The sequence below is a fragment of the Flavobacterium facile genome (genome assembly GCF_036321945.1).
GTDB lineage: Bacteria > Bacteroidota > Bacteroidia > Flavobacteriales > Flavobacteriaceae > Flavobacterium > Flavobacterium facile.
The window spans coordinates 1-22,536 of sequence record NZ_JAZAYT010000030.1 but is presented as its reverse complement, the minus strand read 5'-3'; the positions used below and the strand labels follow the sequence as shown (position 1 = coordinate 22,536).

The 22,536-nt window shown below is 33.0% G+C and carries 23 protein-coding genes; 8 read left to right on the top strand and 15 right to left on the bottom strand.

Features of this window, described 5'->3' with window-relative positions; translation table 11 throughout:
• The first annotated feature begins 18 nt into the window (after positions 1-18).
• Positions 19-912 (top strand): DMT family transporter, encoded by an 894-nt coding sequence (locus UEQ13_RS05280; protein ID WP_329805327.1) that lies wholly within the window; start codon positions 19-21, stop codon positions 910-912.
• Between the two features lie 59 nt (positions 913-971).
• Here UEQ13_RS05280 and UEQ13_RS05275 read toward each other — a convergent pair whose 3' ends face one another.
• The 3 genes from UEQ13_RS05275 to UEQ13_RS05265 all read right to left on the bottom strand — a co-directional run bounded on the left by UEQ13_RS05275 (position 972) and on the right by UEQ13_RS05265 (position 2,613).
• Positions 972-1,223 carry a hypothetical protein gene (locus tag UEQ13_RS05275; RefSeq protein WP_329805326.1) on the bottom strand — a complete coding sequence of 84 codons (252 nt, stop codon included), beginning with the start codon at positions 1,221-1,223 and terminating at the stop codon, positions 972-974.
• Positions 1,224-1,294: 71 nt separating this feature from the next.
• Positions 1,295-2,080, bottom strand: coding sequence for an anti-sigma factor (locus UEQ13_RS05270; RefSeq protein WP_329805325.1), 786 nt, complete (start codon positions 2,078-2,080; stop codon positions 1,295-1,297).
• A 2-nt stretch (positions 2,081-2,082) separates the two neighbouring features.
• Positions 2,083-2,613 carry an RNA polymerase sigma factor gene (locus tag UEQ13_RS05265; protein WP_329805324.1) on the bottom strand — a complete coding sequence of 177 codons (531 nt, stop codon included), beginning with the start codon at positions 2,611-2,613 and terminating at the stop codon, positions 2,083-2,085.
• 203 nt (positions 2,614-2,816) lie between these two features.
• Between UEQ13_RS05265 and UEQ13_RS05260 the strand changes: the two genes are divergently transcribed.
• The 5 genes from UEQ13_RS05260 (at position 2,817) to UEQ13_RS05240 (ending at position 9,249) form a co-directional block, all read left to right on the top strand.
• On the top strand, positions 2,817-4,271 hold the full coding sequence (locus UEQ13_RS05260) for a hypothetical protein (RefSeq protein WP_329805323.1): 1,455 nt from the start codon (positions 2,817-2,819) through the stop codon (positions 4,269-4,271).
• Between the two features lie 184 nt (positions 4,272-4,455).
• Positions 4,456-5,106: a DUF4331 family protein gene (locus UEQ13_RS05255; RefSeq protein WP_329805322.1), complete on the top strand. Its 651-nt coding sequence runs from the start codon at positions 4,456-4,458 to the stop codon at positions 5,104-5,106.
• Between the two features lie 22 nt (positions 5,107-5,128).
• Positions 5,129-5,677, top strand: a complete 549-nt coding sequence (locus UEQ13_RS05250; protein ID WP_329805321.1) for a DUF4331 family protein — start codon at positions 5,129-5,131, stop codon at positions 5,675-5,677.
• Positions 5,678-5,749: 72 nt separating this feature from the next.
• Positions 5,750-7,042: a tetratricopeptide repeat protein gene (locus UEQ13_RS05245; protein ID WP_329805320.1), complete on the top strand. Its 1,293-nt coding sequence runs from the start codon at positions 5,750-5,752 to the stop codon at positions 7,040-7,042.
• Entirely contained in the window at positions 7,042-9,249 is a 2,208-nt protein-coding gene (locus tag UEQ13_RS05240; RefSeq protein ID WP_329805319.1) for a TonB-dependent receptor, read from the top strand. The genes UEQ13_RS05245 and UEQ13_RS05240 overlap by 1 nt, the downstream gene beginning before the upstream one ends.
• A gap of 74 nt (positions 9,250-9,323) precedes the next feature.
• Here the strand turns inward: UEQ13_RS05240 and UEQ13_RS05235 are convergent, their stop codons facing one another.
• From UEQ13_RS05235 to fabD, 5 genes are all read right to left on the bottom strand, one after another.
• Positions 9,324-9,581 carry a hypothetical protein gene (locus UEQ13_RS05235; RefSeq protein WP_329805318.1) on the bottom strand — a complete coding sequence of 86 codons (258 nt, stop codon included), beginning with the start codon at positions 9,579-9,581 and terminating at the stop codon, positions 9,324-9,326.
• 21 nt (positions 9,582-9,602) lie between these two features.
• Positions 9,603-10,271 (bottom strand): peptidoglycan DD-metalloendopeptidase family protein, encoded by a 669-nt coding sequence (locus UEQ13_RS05230; protein ID WP_329805317.1) that lies wholly within the window; start codon positions 10,269-10,271, stop codon positions 9,603-9,605.
• A 13-nt stretch (positions 10,272-10,284) separates the two neighbouring features.
• A complete protein-coding gene (locus tag UEQ13_RS05225) occupies positions 10,285-10,668 on the bottom strand; it encodes a DUF3037 domain-containing protein (RefSeq protein WP_329805316.1) in 384 nt (127 codons plus the stop codon).
• Positions 10,646-11,434 (bottom strand): HipA family kinase, encoded by a 789-nt coding sequence (locus UEQ13_RS05220; RefSeq protein WP_329805315.1) that lies wholly within the window; start codon positions 11,432-11,434, stop codon positions 10,646-10,648. Before UEQ13_RS05220 ends, UEQ13_RS05225 begins: the two co-directional genes overlap by 23 nt.
• Positions 11,435-11,617: 183 nt before the next feature.
• Positions 11,618-12,490: an ACP S-malonyltransferase gene (fabD, locus tag UEQ13_RS05215; protein WP_329805314.1), complete on the bottom strand. Its 873-nt coding sequence runs from the start codon at positions 12,488-12,490 to the stop codon at positions 11,618-11,620.
• Between the two features lie 111 nt (positions 12,491-12,601).
• On the opposite strand from fabD, the gene UEQ13_RS05210 reads away from it, so the two are divergent.
• Positions 12,602-14,230: a hypothetical protein gene (locus UEQ13_RS05210; protein ID WP_329805313.1), complete on the top strand. Its 1,629-nt coding sequence runs from the start codon at positions 12,602-12,604 to the stop codon at positions 14,228-14,230.
• Positions 14,231-14,287: 57 nt separating this feature from the next.
• On the opposite strand, the gene UEQ13_RS05205 is transcribed toward UEQ13_RS05210, so the two are convergent.
• The 7 genes from UEQ13_RS05205 to UEQ13_RS05175 all read right to left on the bottom strand — a co-directional run bounded on the left by UEQ13_RS05205 (position 14,288) and on the right by UEQ13_RS05175 (position 18,980).
• Complete coding sequence (locus UEQ13_RS05205; RefSeq protein WP_329805312.1) at positions 14,288-14,809, bottom strand: NADPH-dependent FMN reductase; 522 nt, start codon at positions 14,807-14,809, stop codon at positions 14,288-14,290.
• Entirely contained in the window at positions 14,809-15,216 is a 408-nt protein-coding gene (locus tag UEQ13_RS05200) for an AtaL-like protein (RefSeq protein WP_329805311.1), read from the bottom strand. Before UEQ13_RS05200 ends, UEQ13_RS05205 begins: the two co-directional genes overlap by 1 nt.
• Positions 15,216-15,443 carry a (4Fe-4S)-binding protein gene (locus UEQ13_RS05195; RefSeq protein WP_329805310.1) on the bottom strand — a complete coding sequence of 76 codons (228 nt, stop codon included), beginning with the start codon at positions 15,441-15,443 and terminating at the stop codon, positions 15,216-15,218. Before UEQ13_RS05195 ends, UEQ13_RS05200 begins: the two co-directional genes overlap by 1 nt.
• A gap of 2 nt (positions 15,444-15,445) precedes the next feature.
• Positions 15,446-15,853 (bottom strand): OsmC family protein, encoded by a 408-nt coding sequence (locus UEQ13_RS05190; RefSeq protein ID WP_329805309.1) that lies wholly within the window; start codon positions 15,851-15,853, stop codon positions 15,446-15,448.
• Positions 15,854-15,855: 2 nt separating this feature from the next.
• A complete protein-coding gene (locus UEQ13_RS05185) occupies positions 15,856-16,140 on the bottom strand; it encodes a GNAT family N-acetyltransferase (protein ID WP_329805549.1) in 285 nt (94 codons plus the stop codon).
• Positions 16,141-16,149: 9 nt separating this feature from the next.
• On the bottom strand, positions 16,150-16,866 hold the full coding sequence (locus UEQ13_RS05180) for a pirin family protein (RefSeq protein WP_329805308.1): 717 nt from the start codon (positions 16,864-16,866) through the stop codon (positions 16,150-16,152).
• Between the two features lie 242 nt (positions 16,867-17,108).
• Positions 17,109-18,980 (bottom strand): peptidase U32 family protein, encoded by a 1,872-nt coding sequence (locus UEQ13_RS05175; RefSeq protein ID WP_329805307.1) that lies wholly within the window; start codon positions 18,978-18,980, stop codon positions 17,109-17,111.
• A 606-nt stretch (positions 18,981-19,586) separates the two neighbouring features.
• On the opposite strand from UEQ13_RS05175, the gene UEQ13_RS05170 reads away from it, so the two are divergent.
• The coding region (locus UEQ13_RS05170) for a beta strand repeat-containing protein (RefSeq protein WP_407934648.1) at positions 19,587-22,536 on the top strand (2,950 nt) is incomplete at its 3' end.

Genomic DNA, 22,536 nt, shown 5'->3' with positions numbered 1-22,536 from the left:
TACTTAAAAAAATAAAAAATGCCTAAAAATTTAGATGTCAAACTAATACTTTCCATGATTATTGTGGGATTAGTTTGGGGAACCACCTTTTTAGGTATTTCAATTGCAGTTGAAACTATTCCACCATGGTATTCTACAACTATTAGGAATTTTATAGCCGCTTCTATTATTTTTATCATCCTTCTTTTTCAAAAAGAATTCAAATGGATTGGTTGGAAATCTTTAAAACAACAACTTATTTTGTCTGTTTTAATGTTAGTTTTTGCTAATGGTTTTACCACAGTGGCCGAACAAACTTTACCTTCCGGATTAACCTCTATCATTAGCGCTGTAAATCCAGTAGTCATCTTTTTATTAAGTATTGGATTTCAACTCCAAAAACCAACATGGAAAGGTATTCTAGGTGTTTTATTAGGTTTTTCAGGTGTGCTTTTTATTTTTAAAGATGGCTTGGGCGATATTTTAAATCCAAATTATAAAACCGGTGTTTTATTTTTAAGTATTGCCATATTGAGTTGGGGTTTTGGTACTATTTATTCTAAAAAAATTAGCAGTCAACCCAATAATTTGATGCTCAATTTATTTTATCAATTTATACTAGCTGCTGCCATTCAAATTGTGATATCACTTATACTTTATCCTAATTCTGAAATTGAAACTTGGTCGATAAAAAGTATTGCAGCTGTAATCTATTTGGCCGTTTTTGGTTCTGTAGTTGCAATGTTTAGTTACCAATATGCTTTGCAGAAAGTTACTCCAATTCAGGTTTCTATCTTAACATATGTAAATACAGTTATTGCTGTTTTCTTAGGTTGGTATTTAAACAACGAGGTAGTTACAAAAGATTTTATTATTGCGGTAATTTTAATAATTATTGGCGTTTTCGTGATTAATTATAAAGGCAAAAAGTAAAAAAGCTAATTTACACGAACAAAAAAATCCCAACTTTCATTGGGATTCCTTTCAAAGAATTACTTTTTAGAAGCTTCTTTCAATTTTTCTGCAGCTTCATCTAACTTCTCAGCACCTTTCTCAAGAGCTTCTCCAGCTTTTGCTTGAGTAGAATCAACAGCTTTGTCTAATTTTGCGGCAGCCGTGTCAATCACTTCTTCCGTTTTAACTTCCAAAGAGTCTACTTTGTTTTCTAATTCTTTTTTGTTTTTGTCCTCGCAAGAAACTAAAACTGCAGCAACGAATGCAAAACCTAAAATTGCTTTTTTCATTTTGGTTGTGATTTAATAAGTTATTATTTTTTGAACTTATAAATCGATATTCAAATTGCGTGCCAAAAAATTTAAACTTTTCCTAAAGTATATAATTGTTCCATTGTTGGTGTTTTACTTCCGCCTGCTGGCTCTAAAGTAATCCCGAAAGCTTCCGCTCCAACTGTTCCATCAACTTCAATTAAATATTTCATTTTATCTTCCGCATTGTCAATTAAACCAATACTTGTTGGCGTTAATGTAGGTGCTAATTTTAGTGACCAAACTTGGTATACCATTCCGTCTGGCGGTGTTGGCAAACTAGATGCGTCAATAAAAACTTTATTCGTTTTATTGTTCCAATACACTTTTGCAGATGAAGTTGGAGAAATAGCTTGACCCGCTAATTTTACAACCACATTATTTTCATCTTTTAGCACTGAATAGGAAGTATTAATTTGATTGTTTAATTTTTCCTTTGCTGAAACTGTTTGCTCTAACGTGTTTTTTTCGTTTAACAAATTGTCAATTTCGCTTACGTTATTTTGTTGTAAATTAAATAAATAGCCACAACTCAATAAGAAAACTGCAGCAGCTGTCCAACCAACATATTGACTTAAATTTGATTTTGGTTTCAACGGAACAACTTTCGTATCAATATCTAATTTCTGCTTAATTTTATTATAATTTTCAGCAGATAATGTTGGCGCAAAACTAGACGACAAAGCAATAACAGATTTCTCTATAGAAATAATTTCGTTTTGAACAGCAACATCTTGAGCAGCAATTTTAGCAATTTCAGCCGTTTCTGATTCAGACAATAATCCGAATACATACAACTCTAAATTACCAGACTCTATTAATTCTTTATTTTTCATAACTATACTTGTAAATAAGTTCTTAAATCGTTGATACAAGTTCTATTTAAAGTTTTTACAGTACCTAATGGCATTTCCAGTTCCTCCGAAGTTTCCGCCTGAGTGTATCCTTTAAAAAATAACAAATCTATAATTTGAATACATTTTGGTTTTAGTTTTTTAATAAACTCACTTACACCAATTATATCAATTTTATTCATAAACTTATTCTCGTTATCTATTATACCTACGAAATTATCTAACTCTTGGTTTTTCAAAGATTTATTATATCCCTTAGACCGCATTTTATCTATGGTTGTGTTTCGTGTGATGTTTAACATCCAAGTATACAATCTTCCTTTATCTGTATTATAAGAATCAATATTCGACCAAATTTTCACAAATACATCTTGTAAAACGTCTTCTGCTTCTTCTCTATTTTTTATTAAATTAGAAATAACAGCAAACAAACTTTTTGAATACATATTGTATAAATAAGTGTAGGCTTTGCCATCTTTCTTTTCAATAAGACTTAAAACTTCTTCTTGACTCATTAGATTATATTTTATGTTTTTACAAATCTATATAAAATTATTCTAAATAAACTCCAGTTTTAAATATTAACAAATTTTGTATTCTGTTTAACCTTGATAAATATAATAATTTTTAAGTATCCGAAAAAAATAAAAGATTTTAAATCCAAGTAATTCTTTTTCTCGTACATGAGTAAAATGAAATCTTAAAAATAAAAAGCGATATGAAAAATTTACTATTTACAATCACCCTAATAACCATGAATTTTATGAGTGCGCAAGTTGGAATCGGCACAACTGTTATTCAAAATGGTGTTGAATTACAAATTGAAAGTAACAACAGAGGTTTACTTATACCAAGAGTAGCTTTAACAACAACTTTACTTGCGGCGCCTGTTGGCCCAGCACCAATTGCAACAGGAATTTTAGTATACAATACTGCTACTTCCGGAATTGGAATTACTGGTGTTACTCCTGGTTTTTATTATTGGTCGGGTACAGAATGGACGGCTTTAAAATCTACTGCAGGACAAAACTGGAGTTTGACAGGAAATGCAGGAACTTCTCCAGGTACACAATACTTAGGAACTTCTGACAATCAGAATTTACAAATCAGAACTAATTCCGCATTAAGAATGACAGTAGAAAATGACGGCCAAGTAATTGTTGGAGCAGGAACGTCACAAACTAATACACTAACAACTATAAATGCTGGAGCCGCACAAATTGGATTATTTGTAAATAGTTCTAATTCAGCAAGAACAATACGTGCTTTAAATGCTACAGGTACTCAATTCGTAATTGACGGAGGAAATTTAGATGCAAACGGAGGAAGAGGAGTAATTGGTATTAGTGCTAATCCAGCAGCAAATGCAACTTCAACGGTAATGGGTGTGCTTGGCGTAGGTGGAAGAACCACATTTACAGAATTACCAGGTGAATCAATTGGAACATCTGGACAAGGAACAACAGGTATTTTTGCCAGAGGCGTTGGTAAAGGTGCAGGAGTAGATTATACTACAGGATATTTTGAATACGATCAAGATGACAATTTAACTACAAGCAATGGTCCTTTTGCCAGAATTGCAGGTAAAGATGTTGATTATTTTACTGGTACAACTACGGCAAGAAGAGATGTAACTTATGGAGGTTATTTTGACGCCAATACTTCTACAACAGATTTTGTTTTTGTTGGAGCAAAAAATAATGGAACTTCTTATAAAGTTTTAGGTGGCGGATCTGTATCAACTATGGTGAAAGATGACGAAGGAAATAACAGAATTTTACACGCAACAGAAACGCCAGAAATATTATTTGAAGATTTTGGAACTGGAAAATTAGTAAATGGTGAAGCCTATATTTCTATAGACAAGTTATTAAGCAAACACATTTATATTGATGAAAAACACCCCATGAAAGTTTTTATTCAATTAGAAGGAGATTGCAATGGCGTATTTGTAACGGAAAAAACAACAAACGGATTTAAAGTAAAAGAATTAGGCAAAGGAAAATCAAACGTATCTTTTTCATGGAATTTAGTTGCAAACAGAGCAGATGTATTAGATAATAACGGAAAATTAGAATCTAAACATGTTGATGTTCGTTTCCCAATTGGACCAAACAAATTAAATACGGAAAAACAAGTGGAAAGAAAATACGAAATTAACAATCAAAAATAATTGCATATTTCAATCCAAAAAACAATCCCAATTATGCAAATAGTTGGGATTGTTTTATTTCATCAAGTTAAAAAAAACATCATAAAGCCTTTAAAAACAATACTTCAAAAAATAATTCACATTTTTTAAATCCAAGAACAAACTTTTTCCGTAAGTGTATATATAATCATTAAACTTAAACAAAATGAAAAAATCAAAATTGTACATAAGCCTTTCGTTAGTAGCGATAACAGGTTTATTATTAGTAGCGGCAGATCACATTGATTCGCCAGGTGTTTCAAACACAGGAAACGACATTACAGATGTATATGCGTTTCAAGGTGCAGACACCAACAACTTAGTATTTGTAGTAAATACGCAAGGATTACTTACACCAGGAACAACAGGTGCAGCAACATTTAAAGAAAACGTTTTAACAGAAATCAACATTGACAACAATGGAGATAATGTAGAAGACTTAGTAATTCAAGCAATTAGAAGAGGAAATAAAATGCACTTTTTCGGACCAATTGCTCCAGGAACAACAGGCACAAGCAGCACAATTAAAACTTCAAATGCAGCAGGTTCTGTAGAAATTTCTCAATACGGAAGCGCAGCAATGACTTCAACTTCTGGTGGAATGAAATTTTTCGCTGGACCAAGAGATGATCCTTTCTTCTTTGATTTAAATCAATACAAATTAGTAATTGCAGGAACAGCTTCAGGATTTAACAACCCAGGAACAGATACTTTCGCAGGAACTAATGTATTATCAACTGTTATTGAAGTTCCAAAATCAATGTTAGGATCAAGTAGTTCAATTAACGTTTGGGCTGAAACAAAAGAAAAACAATAATTAATTTTTAAATCGAAATAAAATGAAAATAAATGCTATAAAATTTCTGACTTTATCAATTCTTACAGCTACTACATTTGTAAGTTGTAATAATGATGACACCGTAATTGCCGAAGAACAAACAGATTTCTCAGGAACTTACGTACAAAAAGATCAAATGGCTCGTCCTGCAATTAACACAGTTTTTATTGCTTCAGGTGCTCCAAAAGATGCTTTCAACACGACTACTCCATCAGCTATGGGAGCCAATTATCAATCGGTATTTCAATCGAGATTATTAGCTTTGAATTCTGGTTATACTACTAACGCTTTAGGACAAACTGCAACTCAATTAACAACTTTACTAGCTACTGACGTATTAGGCGTATCTAAAACTGGAACAACAACATTTTTTGATGGAACTAATGTACTAACAGGAAGAGCTTTAGCAGATGATGTTATTGATACGGAATTATTATTAATTTTTGGCGGACCAACTGGCGGATCAAATCCAGGTTTGACTTCAGATCACGTTGGTGCGAACGACAAAGCATTTTTAACTTCATTCCCATACTTAGCAACTGCTTGGTAAAATATTTAAAAGCGTGCATAAGTAATATTGTGCACGCTATTTTTTCAAAAAACTAAACTAAAAACCACAACAATGAAAATATCTAATCTTCTAAAAATTATAGTTTTTACAATTAGCATATCTAGTTGTACAAACGAAAAAACTAAAGTAACGAATGCATCAGATTATGATTCTTACTTAAAAATATCTGAAAATAAAAACATACAACTAGCCAAAACAGAAATTGATTTTTGGCAGAAAAAATATGATACAGCTCCTAATCAAACAAGTTATTTAAGTCAACTTGCAGGATATTACACTTCCTTATTTGAAACTACTTTTGAAGTCAATCATCTATACAAAGCAGAAGAATTATTAGTAAAAGTTAATTCCGATTTAAAATATACTGAAGTTGGACCAATTCGTTCATTGGCAAAAAATTACATCACACAACATCGTTTTAAAGAAGCATTAATTTTAGCAAACAAAGCTTTAAAAATTGGTGAAGGCTTTAAAGAAACTCAAAAACTTCTTTTTGATGTAAATATGGAATTAGGAAATTATGCTGAAGCGAAGAAAAACTTATCCAAATTTTACAACACAGAAGATTTCGATTATTTAATCAGAATGGCAAAATGGAACGATCACATTGGTGATTTACCAACTGCGATTACTTTGATGGAAAAAGCAACCAAAAAAGCAGAATTAAATGAAAATAAACATTTAAAAATTTGGTCTTATTCTAATTTAGGAGATATGTATGGTCATGCTGGAAGAATTTCCGACAGCTATACATTTTATTTAAAAACACTTAAAGAAGACGAAAACAATTATTACGCTTTAAAAGGAATTGCTTGGATTGCCTTTTCACACGAGAAAAACACGAAAGAAGCCAGCCGAATTATCGACATCATTGCTAAAAAACACAATTCACCAGATTTTAAATTATTTAAAGCAGAACTAGCAGAATTCAACAAAAACGAACAAGAAAAAAACAAATATATTCAAGAGTATTTTGCCGCATTACAGCAGAGAAATTATGGTGTAATGTATAACAAATACAACGCCATCTTATTTGCTGATAATAAGAAAGATGCCGTAAAAGCATTAGAAATTGCCTACCAAGAAATTAAAAACCGACCAACACCAGAATCGTATGATTTACTGGCTTGGGCGAATTATAACTTAGGAAATACCAAAAAAGCGTTAGATATTTGCGAAAAACATATCGTAAACAAATCCTTTGAACCAGAAATAAATTACCATTTGGCCGAAATTTACAAAGCCAATAAAATGACTGATAAAATTAAACCAATTAAGGAAGATTTATTATCAAGCATTTATGAATTAGGTCCAAATATGAAAGAAAAAATAGAAAAACTATAATGAAAAAACTATTTCAAATCTACGTTTTATTATTGAGCACCATCGTTTTTTCACAGCAGAAAGAAGGCGTTGTTAAGGATACATTGGGAAACACAATTGAAAATGCATACTTATATAACGAAACCACAAAATCGCACGCACATACTAACGAAAACGGTCAATTTATTTTAGATAAAACATCTGATAATGACGTATTAACTATTACTGCTTTAGGTTTTAAGAAGAAAACGCAATTGGTAAATGGTTCAGAAAAAACTATCGTTTTAACCAGTTCTTCTTTTAATATTGAAGAAATAGTTATTTCGAAAAAAAATAATGCCATTTCTCAAATTATGAAGTTGGATTTGCAAAATTCACCTGTAAATTCTTCGCAAGAAATATTACGAAAAGTACCAGGTTTATTCATAGGACAACATGCTGGTGGCGGAAAAGCAGAGCAAATATTTTTACGTGGATTTGATATTGACCACGGAACTGATATTGCACTTTCTGTAGACGGAATGCCAGTCAACATGGTTTCTCACGCTCACGGACAAGGTTATGCCGATTTGCATTTTGTAATTCCAGAAACCTTAGATAAAATTGATTTTGGCAAAGGAAGTTATTATGCGAACAAAGGCGATTTTGCCACAGCAGGTTACGTAGTTTTCAAAACCAAAGAAAAAATAGATAACAATTCCATCAGTTTAGAAGTTGGTAAATTCAACACAATCAGAACGCTTGGCATGTTTAATTTATTACCAAAAAACAATAAACAAAGCGCTTTTATTGCGAGTGAATACATCACTTTTGATGGACCTTATGTTTCAAGTCAGAATTTTAGAAGATTGAATTTGTTTGGAAAATTTACGAATATTTTAGAAGATAATAGTAAATTCTCTATTACAGGTTCACAATTTACAAGTGAATGGACGGCATCTGGACAAATTCCGCAACGACTTGTTGATGCTGGAATTATTTCAAGATTTGGGGCTGTAGATGATACCGAAGGTGGAAAAACCTCAAGAAGTAATTTGAATTTTGAATATTATAAACCAATTTCTGAAAACTTTTTTTTTAAAGGAAATACCTATTATAACAACTACCAATTTGAGTTGTATTCGAATTTTACATTTTTCTTAGAAAACCCAATTGATGGTGATCAAATCAAACAAAAAGAAAACCGAACTATTTATGGTTTCAATGGTGAATTCAATAAAAAAATAAATAATTCTAAGAGCAGTTATCAAGTTGGATTCGGATTAAGAACAGATGAAACCAAAGATTCAGAATTATCAAATACGAAAAACAGAACTATAACAATCAACCAATTAAAGTTGGGAAACATTAACCAGAAAAATTATTTCAGTTATATTAATACGGATATTGAATTGGGTAATTTCACTATTAATCCAGCGGTTAGATTCGATTATTTTCAGTTTTCGTACTTAGATAAATTAGCGCAAACATTTCAAATTGACAATGAAGAAAAAGTGAAAATTTCGCCAAAATTAAATTTCATATATGCTCCAAACAATAAAGTGCAGTATTTTTTAAAATCTGGTTTAGGCTTTCACTCGAACGACACCAGAGTTATTGTTTCACAAACAGACAAGAAAACGTTGCCAACCTCAGCTGGAGCAGATTTAGGAACCATTTTTAAACCTATGGACAACCTAATTATTAATAGTGCGTTGTGGTTTTTACAACTAGAACAAGAATTTGTTTATGTTGGCGATGCTGGAATTGTTGAACCAAGCGGAAAAACAAGAAGAATGGGAATTGATTTTGGATTTAGATACCAACTTTCAAAATTCATTAATTTGAATTCTGATATTAATTACACCTATGCCAGAAGTACGGAAGAACCTAAAGGACAAAATTACATTCCATTAGCACCAGATTTAACTTCAACAGGTGGAATTAGCGTTACGAATTACAAAGGATTTTCGTCAAGCTTAAATTACAGATATTTGAAATCGCGACCAGCAAATGAAGACAATACAATTGTAGCCAAAGGATATTGTATTTCCGATTTTAACATGAATTACCAATACAAAAAAATAAATTACGGAATAATCATCGAAAACCTTTTCAACACCAAATGGAATGAAACGCAATTTGCAACCGAATCACAATTGCAAAACGAAACCCAATCCGTTGAAGAAATACACTTTACACCTGGAACCCCCTTTTTTATAAAAGGAAAAATAACGTATACTTTTTAATTTATTATAATTGTTGTTGTTTTTTTTAGTTTGAAATCTCGTCTTGTTATCTTGACGAGATTTCTTTTTTTAAACTATTTCTTATCTGCTGATTCTTTTACTTTTTTCGCACCTTTTTCAATCGCTTCAGCACCTTTTACGATAATTTTATTTGCTTTTTGTTTCACTTTTGCTGTGTCGATATATTTACCCACTTTGGCTTTTGTTTTTTGAGCCGCAGTTTTTACTTCTGCGCCAACTGCTTTACTTGCGTCTTTTACTTTTGCACGTGTTTCTTCTTTGCAAGAAATTAAAGTTGCTACTACTAAAACTGAAAATAGTATTTTTTTCATCTTTAAAATTATTTAGTTTATTTATTTTATTTTCAACAGCCAATTTGGATCAGGACAATTTTCTTTATAAAACGGAAGTTTATTTTCACTACAAACTCCAGGATAATCGCCAAATTTTCCTTCTATATCGATAATAATTTGAAAGTGTAAATGTGATGCATAATCGCCGTTAATTGGCGGCAAACCTAATGTTGCAATTTGTTGTCCTTTTTGAACTAAATCACCTACTTTTTTGCCTTCTAAACTTGCTTCACTCAAATGACCGTATAACGTATGGAATTTAACATCAGCTATTTGATGTTCTAAAATTATAGTCGGACCATAATCGCCTAAAGCTATATTGTTTTGAAAACTATGAATTTTTCCTTCTAAAGCTGCGAAAATTGGCGCTTGTTCGTTAATCCACAAATCTAAACCAATATGAATGTTTCTTTCTTCTGTGTTCGAATTTTTAAAAACTGAACTTCTTTTATATAAATTTCGATTTTCTATATAGCCACCAAACATGATTTTCCCATCCTTTTTATCCAATTGATTTTGAATAAAAACTTCGTAATCTTGAGCGGTTTCTAATTTATGATTTTGTAATTCTGTATTTGTAATTGATAAATCTAAGGCTACATATTTTGAATACTCAATTTCAGGAGAAATGACTTTAGCAGCTTCGATATTTTTAAAAAAGTGTTCCATTTTCACTATAAATTTATAAAACTAATTCTGCATATAATTTTTCAAAGGTCGCATCCAAATCGGAACTAAATCCAGAATGTGGTCGAGACGTTTGAATACTTGAACTTTTTACAGCCGTTAACCATCTGAAACGTTCTTCAATTGGAAATTGACCAATAGGTCCGCCATCCGATTTTCCTTTGCAAATTTTTACGAAAGCCTCAACATTTATTTGTACTTGTTCGATATCAAATTCGGAACAAAAAGCCATTATTTTTTCTGTTGGAATTTGATATTCAATTCGCAAATATTTCTGACGCTTGCATAAAAGCATCAAACCCACATTGACAAATTCTTCGCGCTCAACCTTTGGTACGACACGAAGTACAGCATAATCATATAAGTGTTTTTCGTGCATCTTGCGCTTCTTTTAAAAATAATTCTGAGTTCGCTAATCGAATCGATAAAAACTGAAAATAAACTTCTTTAATTTCATTTGGAGTAATGGCACCATCTTCCCAAAGTAACCAATCTTCTGGAATTTGGTTGACAATTTCTCTTAAAATCGTATTGTTTAATTTTGCCGTAAATTCTTGATGTGCTTCTTGTAAATGACTAGCTTTTGGTAATAAAACGTGATCTTTTATTAAGGAAAATGGAGTAACCGCACTTTTTTCCCAATTCGTCCAAGAATGATGAAAATAGAAGGAAGCACCGTTATCAATTAGCCATAATTCTTTCTTCCAAATTAATAAATTGGTGTTTTTAAACGTTCTGTCTACATTCGTAATAAAAGCATCAAACCAAACTATTTTAGAAGCCAGCAAAGGTTCACAATCATTAACCGCAGCATCATAGGTTATGGAACCCGATAAATAATGCAAGCCTAAATTTAAACCTTGACTAAATTTTAATAAATCCTGAATTTCTTCATCGCCTTCTGTTCTTCCGAAAGCTTCATCTAGATTTGCTAATACCAATTCTGGAATGGGCAATCCTAAATATCTGGCAATTTGACCGCCTAAAAATTCGGAAATTAAGGCTTTCACTCCATGACCAGCGCCACGAAATTTCAAAACATATTTAAAATCGTCATCTGCTTCCGCTAAAGCTGGTAAAGAACCACCTTCGCGAAGTGGCGTAATATATCGAGTAACGTTTACCGTTCGTAAGTTTAAATTCATATATTTTGGAATTCTTTTACCAAAGATAGCAAAAAAAGGTAGTCGAAAAAGCCTGAAAACTTGTCATTCTGAATTTATTTCAGAATCTAAAAACAATTAGTTTTCAATATTATTAAGAATCTGAAACAAGTTCAGATTCTTAATAATTACTTTTTAGACAACCTTTTTTGTGAAATTGTATTCTTATGCCGAAATCGTTTCGACTTCTTTATTAATTTTATTTACCAATCCGACCAATACTTTTCCTGGTCCAACTTCTGTAAAACTTGTCGCACCATCCGCAATCATTTGATTTACAGATTGTGTCCATCTTACTGGAGCGGTTAATTGGATAATTAAGTTTTTCTTAATTTCATTTGCATCAGAAACTGCACTTGCCGTTACATTTTGATATACTGGGCAAATTGGTTGTGAGAAAGTTGTAGCTTCAATAGCAGCTGCTAATTCTTCACGAGCGGGTTCCATCATTGGTGAGTGGAAAGCACCACCAACTGGTAAAATTAAAGCACGTTTTGCACCAGCTTCTTTCATTTTTTCACAAGCTAATTCCACCGCTTTGTATTCTCCAGAAATTACTAATTGTCCAGGACAGTTGTAATTCGCAGCTACTACTACTCCATCAATAGAAGCACAAATGTCTTCCACAATTTTATCGTCTAAATTTAAAACGGCAGCCATTGTTGAAGGTGTAATTTCACACGCTTTTTGCATCGCTAAAGCTCTTTTAGAAACCAACAATAAAGCATCTTCGAAAGATAAAGCGCCATTTGCTACTAAAGCGGAAAATTCTCCTAAAGAATGTCCAGCTACCATTTCTGGTTTAAAGTTTTCTAAAGTTTTAGCTAAAATTACAGAATGTAAAAAAACCGCTGGTTGTGTTACTTTTGTTTCTTTTAATTCTTCTGCAGTTCCTTCAAACATAATATCTGTAATTCGGAAACCTAAAATCTCATTAGCTTTTTCGAATAGTTCTTTAGCTAATGCTGAATTTTCATATAAATCTTTACCCATTCCGGTAAATTGAGCGCCTTGTCCAGGAAAAACGTATGCTTTCATAGTATTTTGTTTCAAGATTATTGTTTCGACTTTTTGAAAAACAAAAGTACTTATTTTGTAACAATCTTGTCAAATTAATGACTAATATTTCAAAATCTAAACTAAATTTAAATGAAAAAATTAGTACCCATTCTACTTGTTATTCTTGTAACAGTATTCTTTTTCTATGTTTCGTTACCTGTAATAAGTTATGGTTTTTCGGGCATAACCGTTTTACTACTAATTATTGCCGCTTTATTATTTTTCTCTTTTTCTAAATTTACGATTAGTTCAGATGGGAAAAGTTACAAACCCGTTCAAGTATTTTGGAAACTTCCAGCTTTATTAATTGGAATTGCTATTTTATATGCATTTGTATTGCCGTTTTTCACTTCGCATCCTATTTTTAGAAATCAAGATTATAAAAATTTAATTGGAAAAGTAGCTAATGGTGATAAATTAACTAATCATATTGCGCCGATTTCAATGAATGAAATTAGAGTTGTGGATGAAAATTTAGCGTATTTATTAGGTGAAAAAATATTAGGTTCGCAACCAGCATTGGGAAGTCAGGCACAATTAGGTGAGTTTTTTATTCAGAAAGTCAACGGAAAATTATATTGGATTGCGCCTTTAGAACATTCTGGATTTTTTAAATGGTTGAATAACAAACAAGGAACAACAGGTTATGTAATGGTTTCTGCCACTAATGAACGAGATGTGAAATTGGTTCAAGAAGTGAATGGAAAACCTATATTTTTAAAATACCAAAGAGAAGCGTATTTTGGAAGTAATTTACATAGATATTTATATTTTAATGGATTTAACACCGTTGGTTTAACCGATTTTTCTTTTGAAATTGACGATGCTGGAACGCCATATTGGGTAGTTACTAAATACAAAAAACAAATTGGTTTTTCAGGTAATGATGCTACTGGAGTTGTGGTTGTAAATGCACAAAGTGGCGAAATAAAAGAATATAACATTAAAAATACGCCAACTTGGGTAGATAGAATTCAACCGATTTCATTTATTAAAAATCAATTGAACGATTGGGGTGAATATGTAAAAGGATATTGGAATTTTTCTAACGAAAACAAACTTCAAATTACAGAAGATTTGACTTTAGTGTATGGCGAAAACAATAAATCGTATTGGTATACTGGGATTACATCTGTAGGAAAAGACGAATCGGCTGTTGGATTTGTTTTGGTAGATACGAGAACGAAAGAAACTACTTTTTACAAGCAAAGTGGTGCAACAGAATATGCGGCACAAAGTTCTGCACAAGGAAAAGTTCAGGAAAAAGGATTTGTGGCTTCCTTACCAATTCCATACAATATTAACAACATTCCAACATATGTAATGACCTTAAAAGACAATGGTGGTTTGGTGAAAATGTACGCGATGGTTTCCATTTCAGATTACACGATTGTTGGAACAGGAAACACCATGCGCGAAGCCTTAACAGCATATAAAACCGTATTAAATTCTTCTGGAAATAAAATAAATGCAGATAGTAAATCTGCAAAAAAAGTTGTTGAATCCGTTATTGTAAGAATTCAGAATGATGTGAAAAACGGAAATAGTTTTTATTACTTTACGGTGAAAGATTATCCAAATATTTTTGTAGGTTCTTCACAAATTTCTAATCAATTGCCAATTACGGCTGTTGGTGACAATGTGAAAATTTCTTTCGATTTGGATAATGAAGAAATTATTGATGTTTCGACATTTGAGAATGTTAGTTTGAAAAAGTAAAATAAAAAAAGGGAAGTTTCTACATCAGAACTTCCCTTTTCTTTTATAATTAAAAAACTAAATCGCTTTTATAATTTCTAATAATTGCTTTTTCAAGTCTTCGTTTGTTATTCCTTTTTCGGCATCAAAATTATCGTTGAAACTTGGCAAAGAAAAACTGCCTTTTACAATGCCGCCTTGAAATGGAAATCGTTTGGCGGCAATATCTAACACCGAACTTCCACCACGAGCACCAGGAGAAGTAGCTAATAATAACATTTCTTTTTCCTGAAACGTTTTTGCATTGATTCTTGACGTCCAATCTAATACATTTTTGAAAGCTGCAGAAAAATTTCCGTTGTGTTCTGCAAATGAAACAACAAGTAAATCGGCGCTTCCAATTTTCGCATAGAAATCGGTTGCTAATTTATGAATTCCGTTTTCTTTTTCTTTGTCTACAGAATAAACAGGCATTTCATAATCGTTTAAATCTAACACTTCCACAGAAGCATTTTCAAATTGGTTGGCAGCATAAGTTACCAATTGTTTGTTTATGGATGTCTTACTTGAAGAACCCGCAAAAGCAATGATTTTTCTCATTAGTTATTTTCTATAAAAGTTTTCGTTTTCAATACGGCGTTTTTCACCATTTCTTGATTGTCAAATTCTAATTGTGTCGATTTATCTTTCCAATTTATAGAGAAAGTTATTTCTGTTTCATTTTCTGAAATGGACTTAATATCATTATCTACATAACCTTCAAATTTCGGATGCTCTAACAACAAAAATCTTACTTTATAAGGCACAAAAGTAATTTTCTCTACCAAATTTGTAGCATTTTCAGCTGTAGTGATTGTCATTTTTCTGGTTACGAAGTCTTCCTTTTTCTCTAAAATAATCACATCGCTCACACCTGGAACAAAGTTTTCTGGCTTTTCAATTTTTAAAATTAAATGTCGCCATACTTTTTCCAAAGAAGCGTTTACAATTGTTGTGAATTGAACCATTATTTATCGTTTAAATAAAATGACAAAGCGCCAGATGGACACTTTTTCACAGTTTCAATAATTTTATCAGTAGTTGAATTTTCTGGCGTAATCCAAGGTTGTTCTTTTGGTTTAAACACATCAGGATTATTTTTTACACAATTTCCAGAATGTGTACACTTTCCAGATTGCCATACAATGGTTACTTCGCCATTTGTATATTCTTTTTTAATGTTCTTCGGATCCATGACTATATAGTTGTGTTGATTAAAATGTTGTTTTTTAGAATTTTAGAAACAGGACATTTTTCGGCAATTACTAATAACCTGTTTTTTATATCTTCTTCAATTGTGTTTGAAAAAGTAATGATTCTTGATATCGTTGTAGTTAATTCGGGATTATTTTCTTGAGCTAAATTCAGTGAAATGTTTATTTCCGGAATATCCCAACCTTTTCTATCGATATACATTCGTAACGTAGACAAAGTACAACCTGCTAATGATGACAAAAGTGTAGAATATGGATCTGGACCTAAATCTTTTCCTTCAATACTTTCGGGTTCATCCATTACAAAAGTTCCGTTACGCCAAGAAATGGTACACAAATATTTCTGCGTACCAATTTTTCCAGTTATGTTATTTTCTAAAAGATTTTCCATGTTTATAAAACATCTTTAAACTCTGGCGTTTTATCAAAAACACTTTTCGCAAACGGACAAAGTGGAATGATTTTAATTCCTTTTTCTCTGGCAAATTCAACAGCTTTTGCAACCATTTTTTTACCAAAACCTTTTCCGTTATTACCTGAATTGACTTCCGTATGATCAATAATTATTTTATCATCGCCAGCAAAAACGAATGTCATTAATGCTTCTTGTTTTCCGTCTATTTCAATGAAAAAAGCTCCATTTTTATCATTGCTTTTTAGTTGTACTTCTTCGTTCATCATAACAAATTAATGTTCCATTGGAATTTCCATTAGCAAAAATTTCGCATCGGAAGTCGCTTTAAACTCTAAGGTTTTAAAATCGGTAATTCCTAAACCATCACGCGTTTCTAATTCTTGTCCGTCAACGGTAATTGTTCCAGAAATTACAAAAACATACATTCCGTTTCCTTCTTTTTTTAATTCGTAGGTTTTAGAAAAATCTTTTTCGAAATCTGCTAAATGAAACCACGCATCTTGGTGAATCCAAACTCCAGCATCCTCAGCATTTGGAGATAAAATTTGTTCGAAGTTATTTTTTTGTTCCGTTACGTCTAAAGTAATTTGTTGGTAACGAGGTTCCACATTTCTAGTTTTTGGGAATAACCAAATTTGGAATAGTTTGGTTTGTAAATCAGCATTTGGGTTGAACTCACTGTGTTGAATTCCTGTTCCAGCGCTCATTACTTGCACATCTCCAGTTTTGATAGTAGATTCATTTCCCATACTGTCTTTATGCGCCAAATCACCTTCTAAAGGAATCGTGATAATTTCCATATTGTCGTGTGGATGCGTTCCGAAACCCATTCCAGCTGCAACCGTATCATCATTTAAAACGCGTAACGTTCCAAATTGTACTCTTTCTGGATTGTACCAACTTGCGAAACTAAAACTATGGTAGGCATTTAACCAACCGTGATTGGCATGACCTCTTGTATTGGCTTTGTGTAAAACTGTATTTTTCATCATATATAAATTTAGTGATTATTATGATACAAATTTACAATGCTATCAAAAGAAAAACACTTAACCTAGATTAAGAAATAAAACCCTACATTTTAAAAATAAAGACATTTGTCATTCTGAATTTATTTCAGAATCTCAAAAGACAATAAATCTCGGAAACGTAGAATCTGAAACAAGTTCAGATTGACAGAATTTAGTAATAAAAAACCGATGTCTTTTTAGCAAAGCATCGGTTTTTATATTTAATGAATATGATCTTCTTCAATTTCAAATTCGGCATCTTTTTCCCAAATTTCCATTTCACAAGGTTTACAATTGAATTTTAGTTTGTACTCCAATTCACCTTGTTTTAGTACTAAAGGTTCTTTGAGTTTTTTGTCCATGTTTTCACGATGGTATTTTGGGCAACGTTCCAATTCGTATTTGATACAATATTTGGTAGTCATTACACGAGATTTTCCTGGATCCCATTGTAATTCGAAAGCTTTTTCAATTTCGGTTACACCATGACGTTCGTAAAATTTACGAGCTGTTTTGTTGGCTACATTGTACATGAAATCCAGTTTTGTTTCTGGATAAGGATGCGATGTTTTCACCATTTGGTGTTCTTTACGAACATAATTTTGTAAACGAATTTCTGATAATTGTTCGAAAACCGTTCTGCGCATTTCGTTAATTTTAGAAATAGGTAAAAACCAATTTTGAGAAAACTCAATTGTAATTTCGTCAGCCGTATAAGGTGTAAAACCTGTTTTTGCTAAGTTTACTTTGAAGTTTTCTTCAATAGATTCGTTATTTTTTGTTTGTTCTTTTGGATGAATTAAATTTACAGAACTTACGTTTCCATCTTCATCTGTAGCGATTAATTCGAAACCATTTTCACTTTCTTTAAGTAATAAAGTCGTACTAATTTTTCGAACCGCACTATCTTCTCTTTCTACAATTTTAATGAAAGCCGCATCGTTATTTCTGTAAATAAAAGTTCCGTCTGCAATTTCTTTCAACACATTTGGATAGACAATTCCGTTCTCCGCCTTGTTCACGTAAATTCCTTCTGCTTCATTTTCAGAATTAATAAAACAAAGTCCATCACCATTATTTAGTAATTCTCCATTTTCAATATGATACGAATTTCCAACCGTTTTGATTAGTTTTCCAATATATTGACCTTTCGATTTTGGACTTTCCCAAGAACCGATGGCTTGATGTCTTTCGTTTACGAAATAATCCGTGTAACCACGATTAAAACTTCTATCTAAAGAAGAATCAAACAAAAATGTACAAGTTCCAGAAGAAGCTTTTTTGTATTTTTCAGGATTTTCAGCTAAGAAAGCATCTAATTTCTGACGTAAATACGACACGTTATTTTTTACGTAAACGATATCTTTTAAACGGCCTTCAATTTTGAATGAAACAATTCCAGCTTCTACTAAATTTGGAATTTGGTTTGAAACATCGAAATCTTTTATCGAAAGTAAGTGACTATTTTTGATTAACGTTTCACCATTTCCATCAATTAAGTTGTAAGGTAAACGACAGTTTTGTGCACAAGAACCACGATTTGCCGAACGCTCTCCATTTGCCACACTCATATAACAGTTTCCACTGAACGAAACACATAAAGCACCCGTTACGAAGAATTCTAATTCAACATCTGAAGCTTCGCTGATTTCTTTAATTTGGTGTAAGTTTAATTCACGAGCTAAAACCACACGTTTCATTCCAGCATCTGCTAAGAATTTAATTTTATCAGCATCACGATTGTTAGCTTGCGTACTCGCGTGTAAAACGATTGGAGGCAATTCCATTTCCATGATGGCCATGTCTTGAATAATCAAGGCATCCACACCAATGTGATACAATTTCCAAATCATTTGACGACACGATTCTAATTCATTATCATACAAAATCGTATTGATAACGACAAAAACCTGTGCGTTAAATAAATGTGCATATTTTACCAATTCGGCTACATCTTCAATAGAATTAGTAGCATTTGATCTTGCACCATATAGAGGCGCACCAATATAAACGGCATCTGCACCAGAATTAATGGCAGCAATTCCTTGAATTAAATCTTTTGCCGGAGCTAAAATTTCAATCTTCTTCTTCATTTTTAAAACTTTAATCCTTCGGATATTACCGAAAAAAGTATGCAAAGTTCTTATAAAAAACTGAAGATTTCTAATTCTGATTCATTTTTTTAAAATAAGATTGTGATTTGATTATTTTAAAACAAACATATTAGTACTCAAAAAACCACATGTACTTAGTCGTAATAAGTTTTTCTTTAATTAATTTTCATGACATAAAAAATCTACTTTATGACATTAATTAGCCAGACCAACCAATGAATATATATTTTTGTAATAAAAATTAATTAAAACTAAAAACTGAAATTATGGACGAAATAATGGGAACAAAATATTTCCCGATATAGAGAAGAATATAATTATCGATTTAATAGTTCATTACACAAGTCATACATTTTTAACCACTAATTACAAAAAGCAGGATCAAAAGTATATTGACTAACTAAGAACTTAAACAAACACACAACTTTACGCCTCTATAAAAAATTAACAAAGCTTACGACTAAGCCGTAACGATAAAAATAGATATTTTAACATCTTGTTAATCATTAAATTAACTATAAAATAATTACAAAAATGTCGCTTATTATAAAACGTCATTTTCAAAAAAAATCTAAAAAAAAAACTATGAAAAAAAATCTTACTTTAACTTTAATGTGGTTACTTTTTGTCTTTTCATTAAATACCCAAGGACAAGTAAACAGTTACTCTTATTCAACGACAACAGGTGAAGTTTTAGAAACAGGAGCTTTTACAAATCTATTAGGTACTTTTTTTGATGACGATAGTTCAGCAAATACCAACATTGGCTTTAACTTTATGTACAATGGAGTTAACTACACCAATTTTTCTGTTACATCGAATGGAATCATGAGACTAGGCGGAGCTGCTGCTACAGATTATAACAATCTATTTAGCAATCTAACCGGGCCTTACCTACTTCCTTACTGGGATGATAATTATACTGATGCAAACGGAAATGTTCAATATCGCCTTACTGGGGCTGTTGGTTCAAGAAAGTTAGTTGTTGAATATAACCTTTCATACTTAGGCAATACAGGTACAGCAGACAAGAAATTTCAAATTTGGCTGTATGAGACATCAAATATCATAAAATTTGTTTACGGAGCAGGAAATAATTTAAACGGCGGTTTTTCTGTAGGAATATTAACGAACGGGACAACAGATTTTATAAGTGTTAGTGTTAATACTAATACTAGTAGTATAGTTACCGCAAATGACAATAATACTACTTGGCCTGGAAGCGGAAGATCATATACATTTAATCCAGCTAAACCTCAAATTAATGTTTCTTGTTTTGGAGGCTCAAACGGATCAGCAACAGCAAGTCCTACAGGAGGAACAGCTCCTTATACTTATTCTTGGTCTCCAAGTGGCGGAACAGGAGCAACGGCCACAGGCTTAAGTGCTGGCGCCTATGTTTGTACAATAACTGATGCAGTTAGTCAAATTTCAACTTCTAATTTTACTATTACACAACCAACGGCTATTTCTGTAGCAACTGGTTCTCAAACAAACGTATCTTGTAATGGTGGTTCGAATGGTTCCGCTTCGGTGACTCCTTCTGGAGGAACTCCTGGTTATACTTATTCTTGGTCACCTTCTGGAGGAACGGCTGCAACAGCAACTGGACTTTCTGCAGGAACTTATACTGTAACAGTTACTGATGCTAACAGTTGTATTACAACTCGTAACTTTACAATTACACAACCAACGTCTATCAGTACGGCAACTGCTGCACAAACCAATGTTTCTTGTAATGGTGGTTCGAATGGTTCGGCTTCAGTTACTCCTTCTGGCGGAGCTGGCGGATATACTTACTCTTGGTCACCTTCTGGAGGAACGGCTGCTACAGCAACTGGACTTTCTGTAGGAACTTATACGGTAACAGTTACTGATGCTAACAGTTGTACTGCAACTCGTAACTTTGTAATAACGCAACCAACGTCTATTTCTGTAGCAACTGGTTCTCAAACAAACGTATCTTGTAATGGTGGTTCGAATGGTTCCGCTTCGGTAACTCCTTCTGGAGGAACTCCTGGTTATACTTATTCTTGGTCACCTTCTGGAGGAACGGCTGCAACAGCAACTGGACTTTCTGCAGGAACTTATACTGTAACAGTTACTGATGCTAACAGTTGTATTACAACTCGTAACTTTACAATTACACAACCAACGTCTATCAGTACGGCAACTGCTGCACAAACCAATGTTTCTTGTAATGGTGGTTCGAATGGTTCGGCTTCAGTTACTCCTTCTGGCGGAGCTGGCGGATATACTTACTCTTGGTCACCTTCTGGAGGAACGGCTGCTACAGCAACTGGACTTTCTGTAGGAACTTATACGGTAACAGTTACTGATGCTAACAGTTGTACTGCAACTCGTAACTTTGTAATAACGCAACCAACGTCTATTTCTGTAGCAACTGGTTCTCAAACAAACGTATCTTGTAATGGTGGTTCGAATGGTTCCGCTTCGGTAACTCCTTCTGGAGGAACTCCTGGTTATACTTATTCTTGGTCACCTTCTGGAGGAACGGCTGCAACAGCAACTGGACTTTCTGCAGGAACTTATACTGTAACAGTTACTGATGCTAACAGTTGTATTACAACTCGTAACTTTACAATTACACAACCAACGTCTATCAGTACGGCAACTGCTGCACAAACCAATGTTTCTTGTAATGGTGGTTCGAATGGTTCGGCTTCAGTTACTCCTTCTGGCGGAGCTGGCGGATATACTTACTCTTGGTCACCTTCTGGAGGAACAGCTGCTACAGCAACTGGACTTTCTGTAGGAACTTATACTGTAACCGTTACTGATGCAAACAGTTGTACTGCAACTCGTAACTTTACAATCACACAACCAACGTCTATCAGTACGGCAACTGCTGCGCAAACTAATGTTTCTTGTAATGGTGGTTCTAACGGTACGGCTACAGTTTCACCTTCTGGAGGAACTCCTAGCTATACTTATTCTTGGTCGCCTTCTGGAGGAACAGCTGCTACTGCAACTGGACTTTCTGCAGGAACTTATACCGTAACAGTTACTGATGCAAACAGTTGTACTGCAACTCGTAACTTTGTAATAACGCAACCAACGGCTATTTCTGTAGCAACTGGTTCTCAAACAAACGTATCTTGTAATGGTGGTTCGAATGGTTCGGCTTCAGTTACTCCTTCTGGCGGAGCTGGCGGATATACTTATTCTTGGTCGCCTTCTGGAGGAACAGCTGCTACTGCAACTGGACTTTCTGCAGGAACTTATACTGTAACAGTTACTGATGCTAACAGTTGTACTGCAACTCGTAACTTTACAATCACACAACCAACTGCTATTTCTGTAGCAACTGGTTCTCAAACAAACGTATCTTGTAATGGTGGTTCTAACGGTACGGCTACAGTTTCACCTTCTGGAGGAACTCCTAGCTATACTTATTCTTGGTCGCCTTCTGGAGGAACAGCTGCTACTGCAACTGGACTTTCTGCAGGAACTTATACCGTAACGGTAACAGATGCAAACAGTTGTACTGCAACTCGTAACTTTGTAATAACGC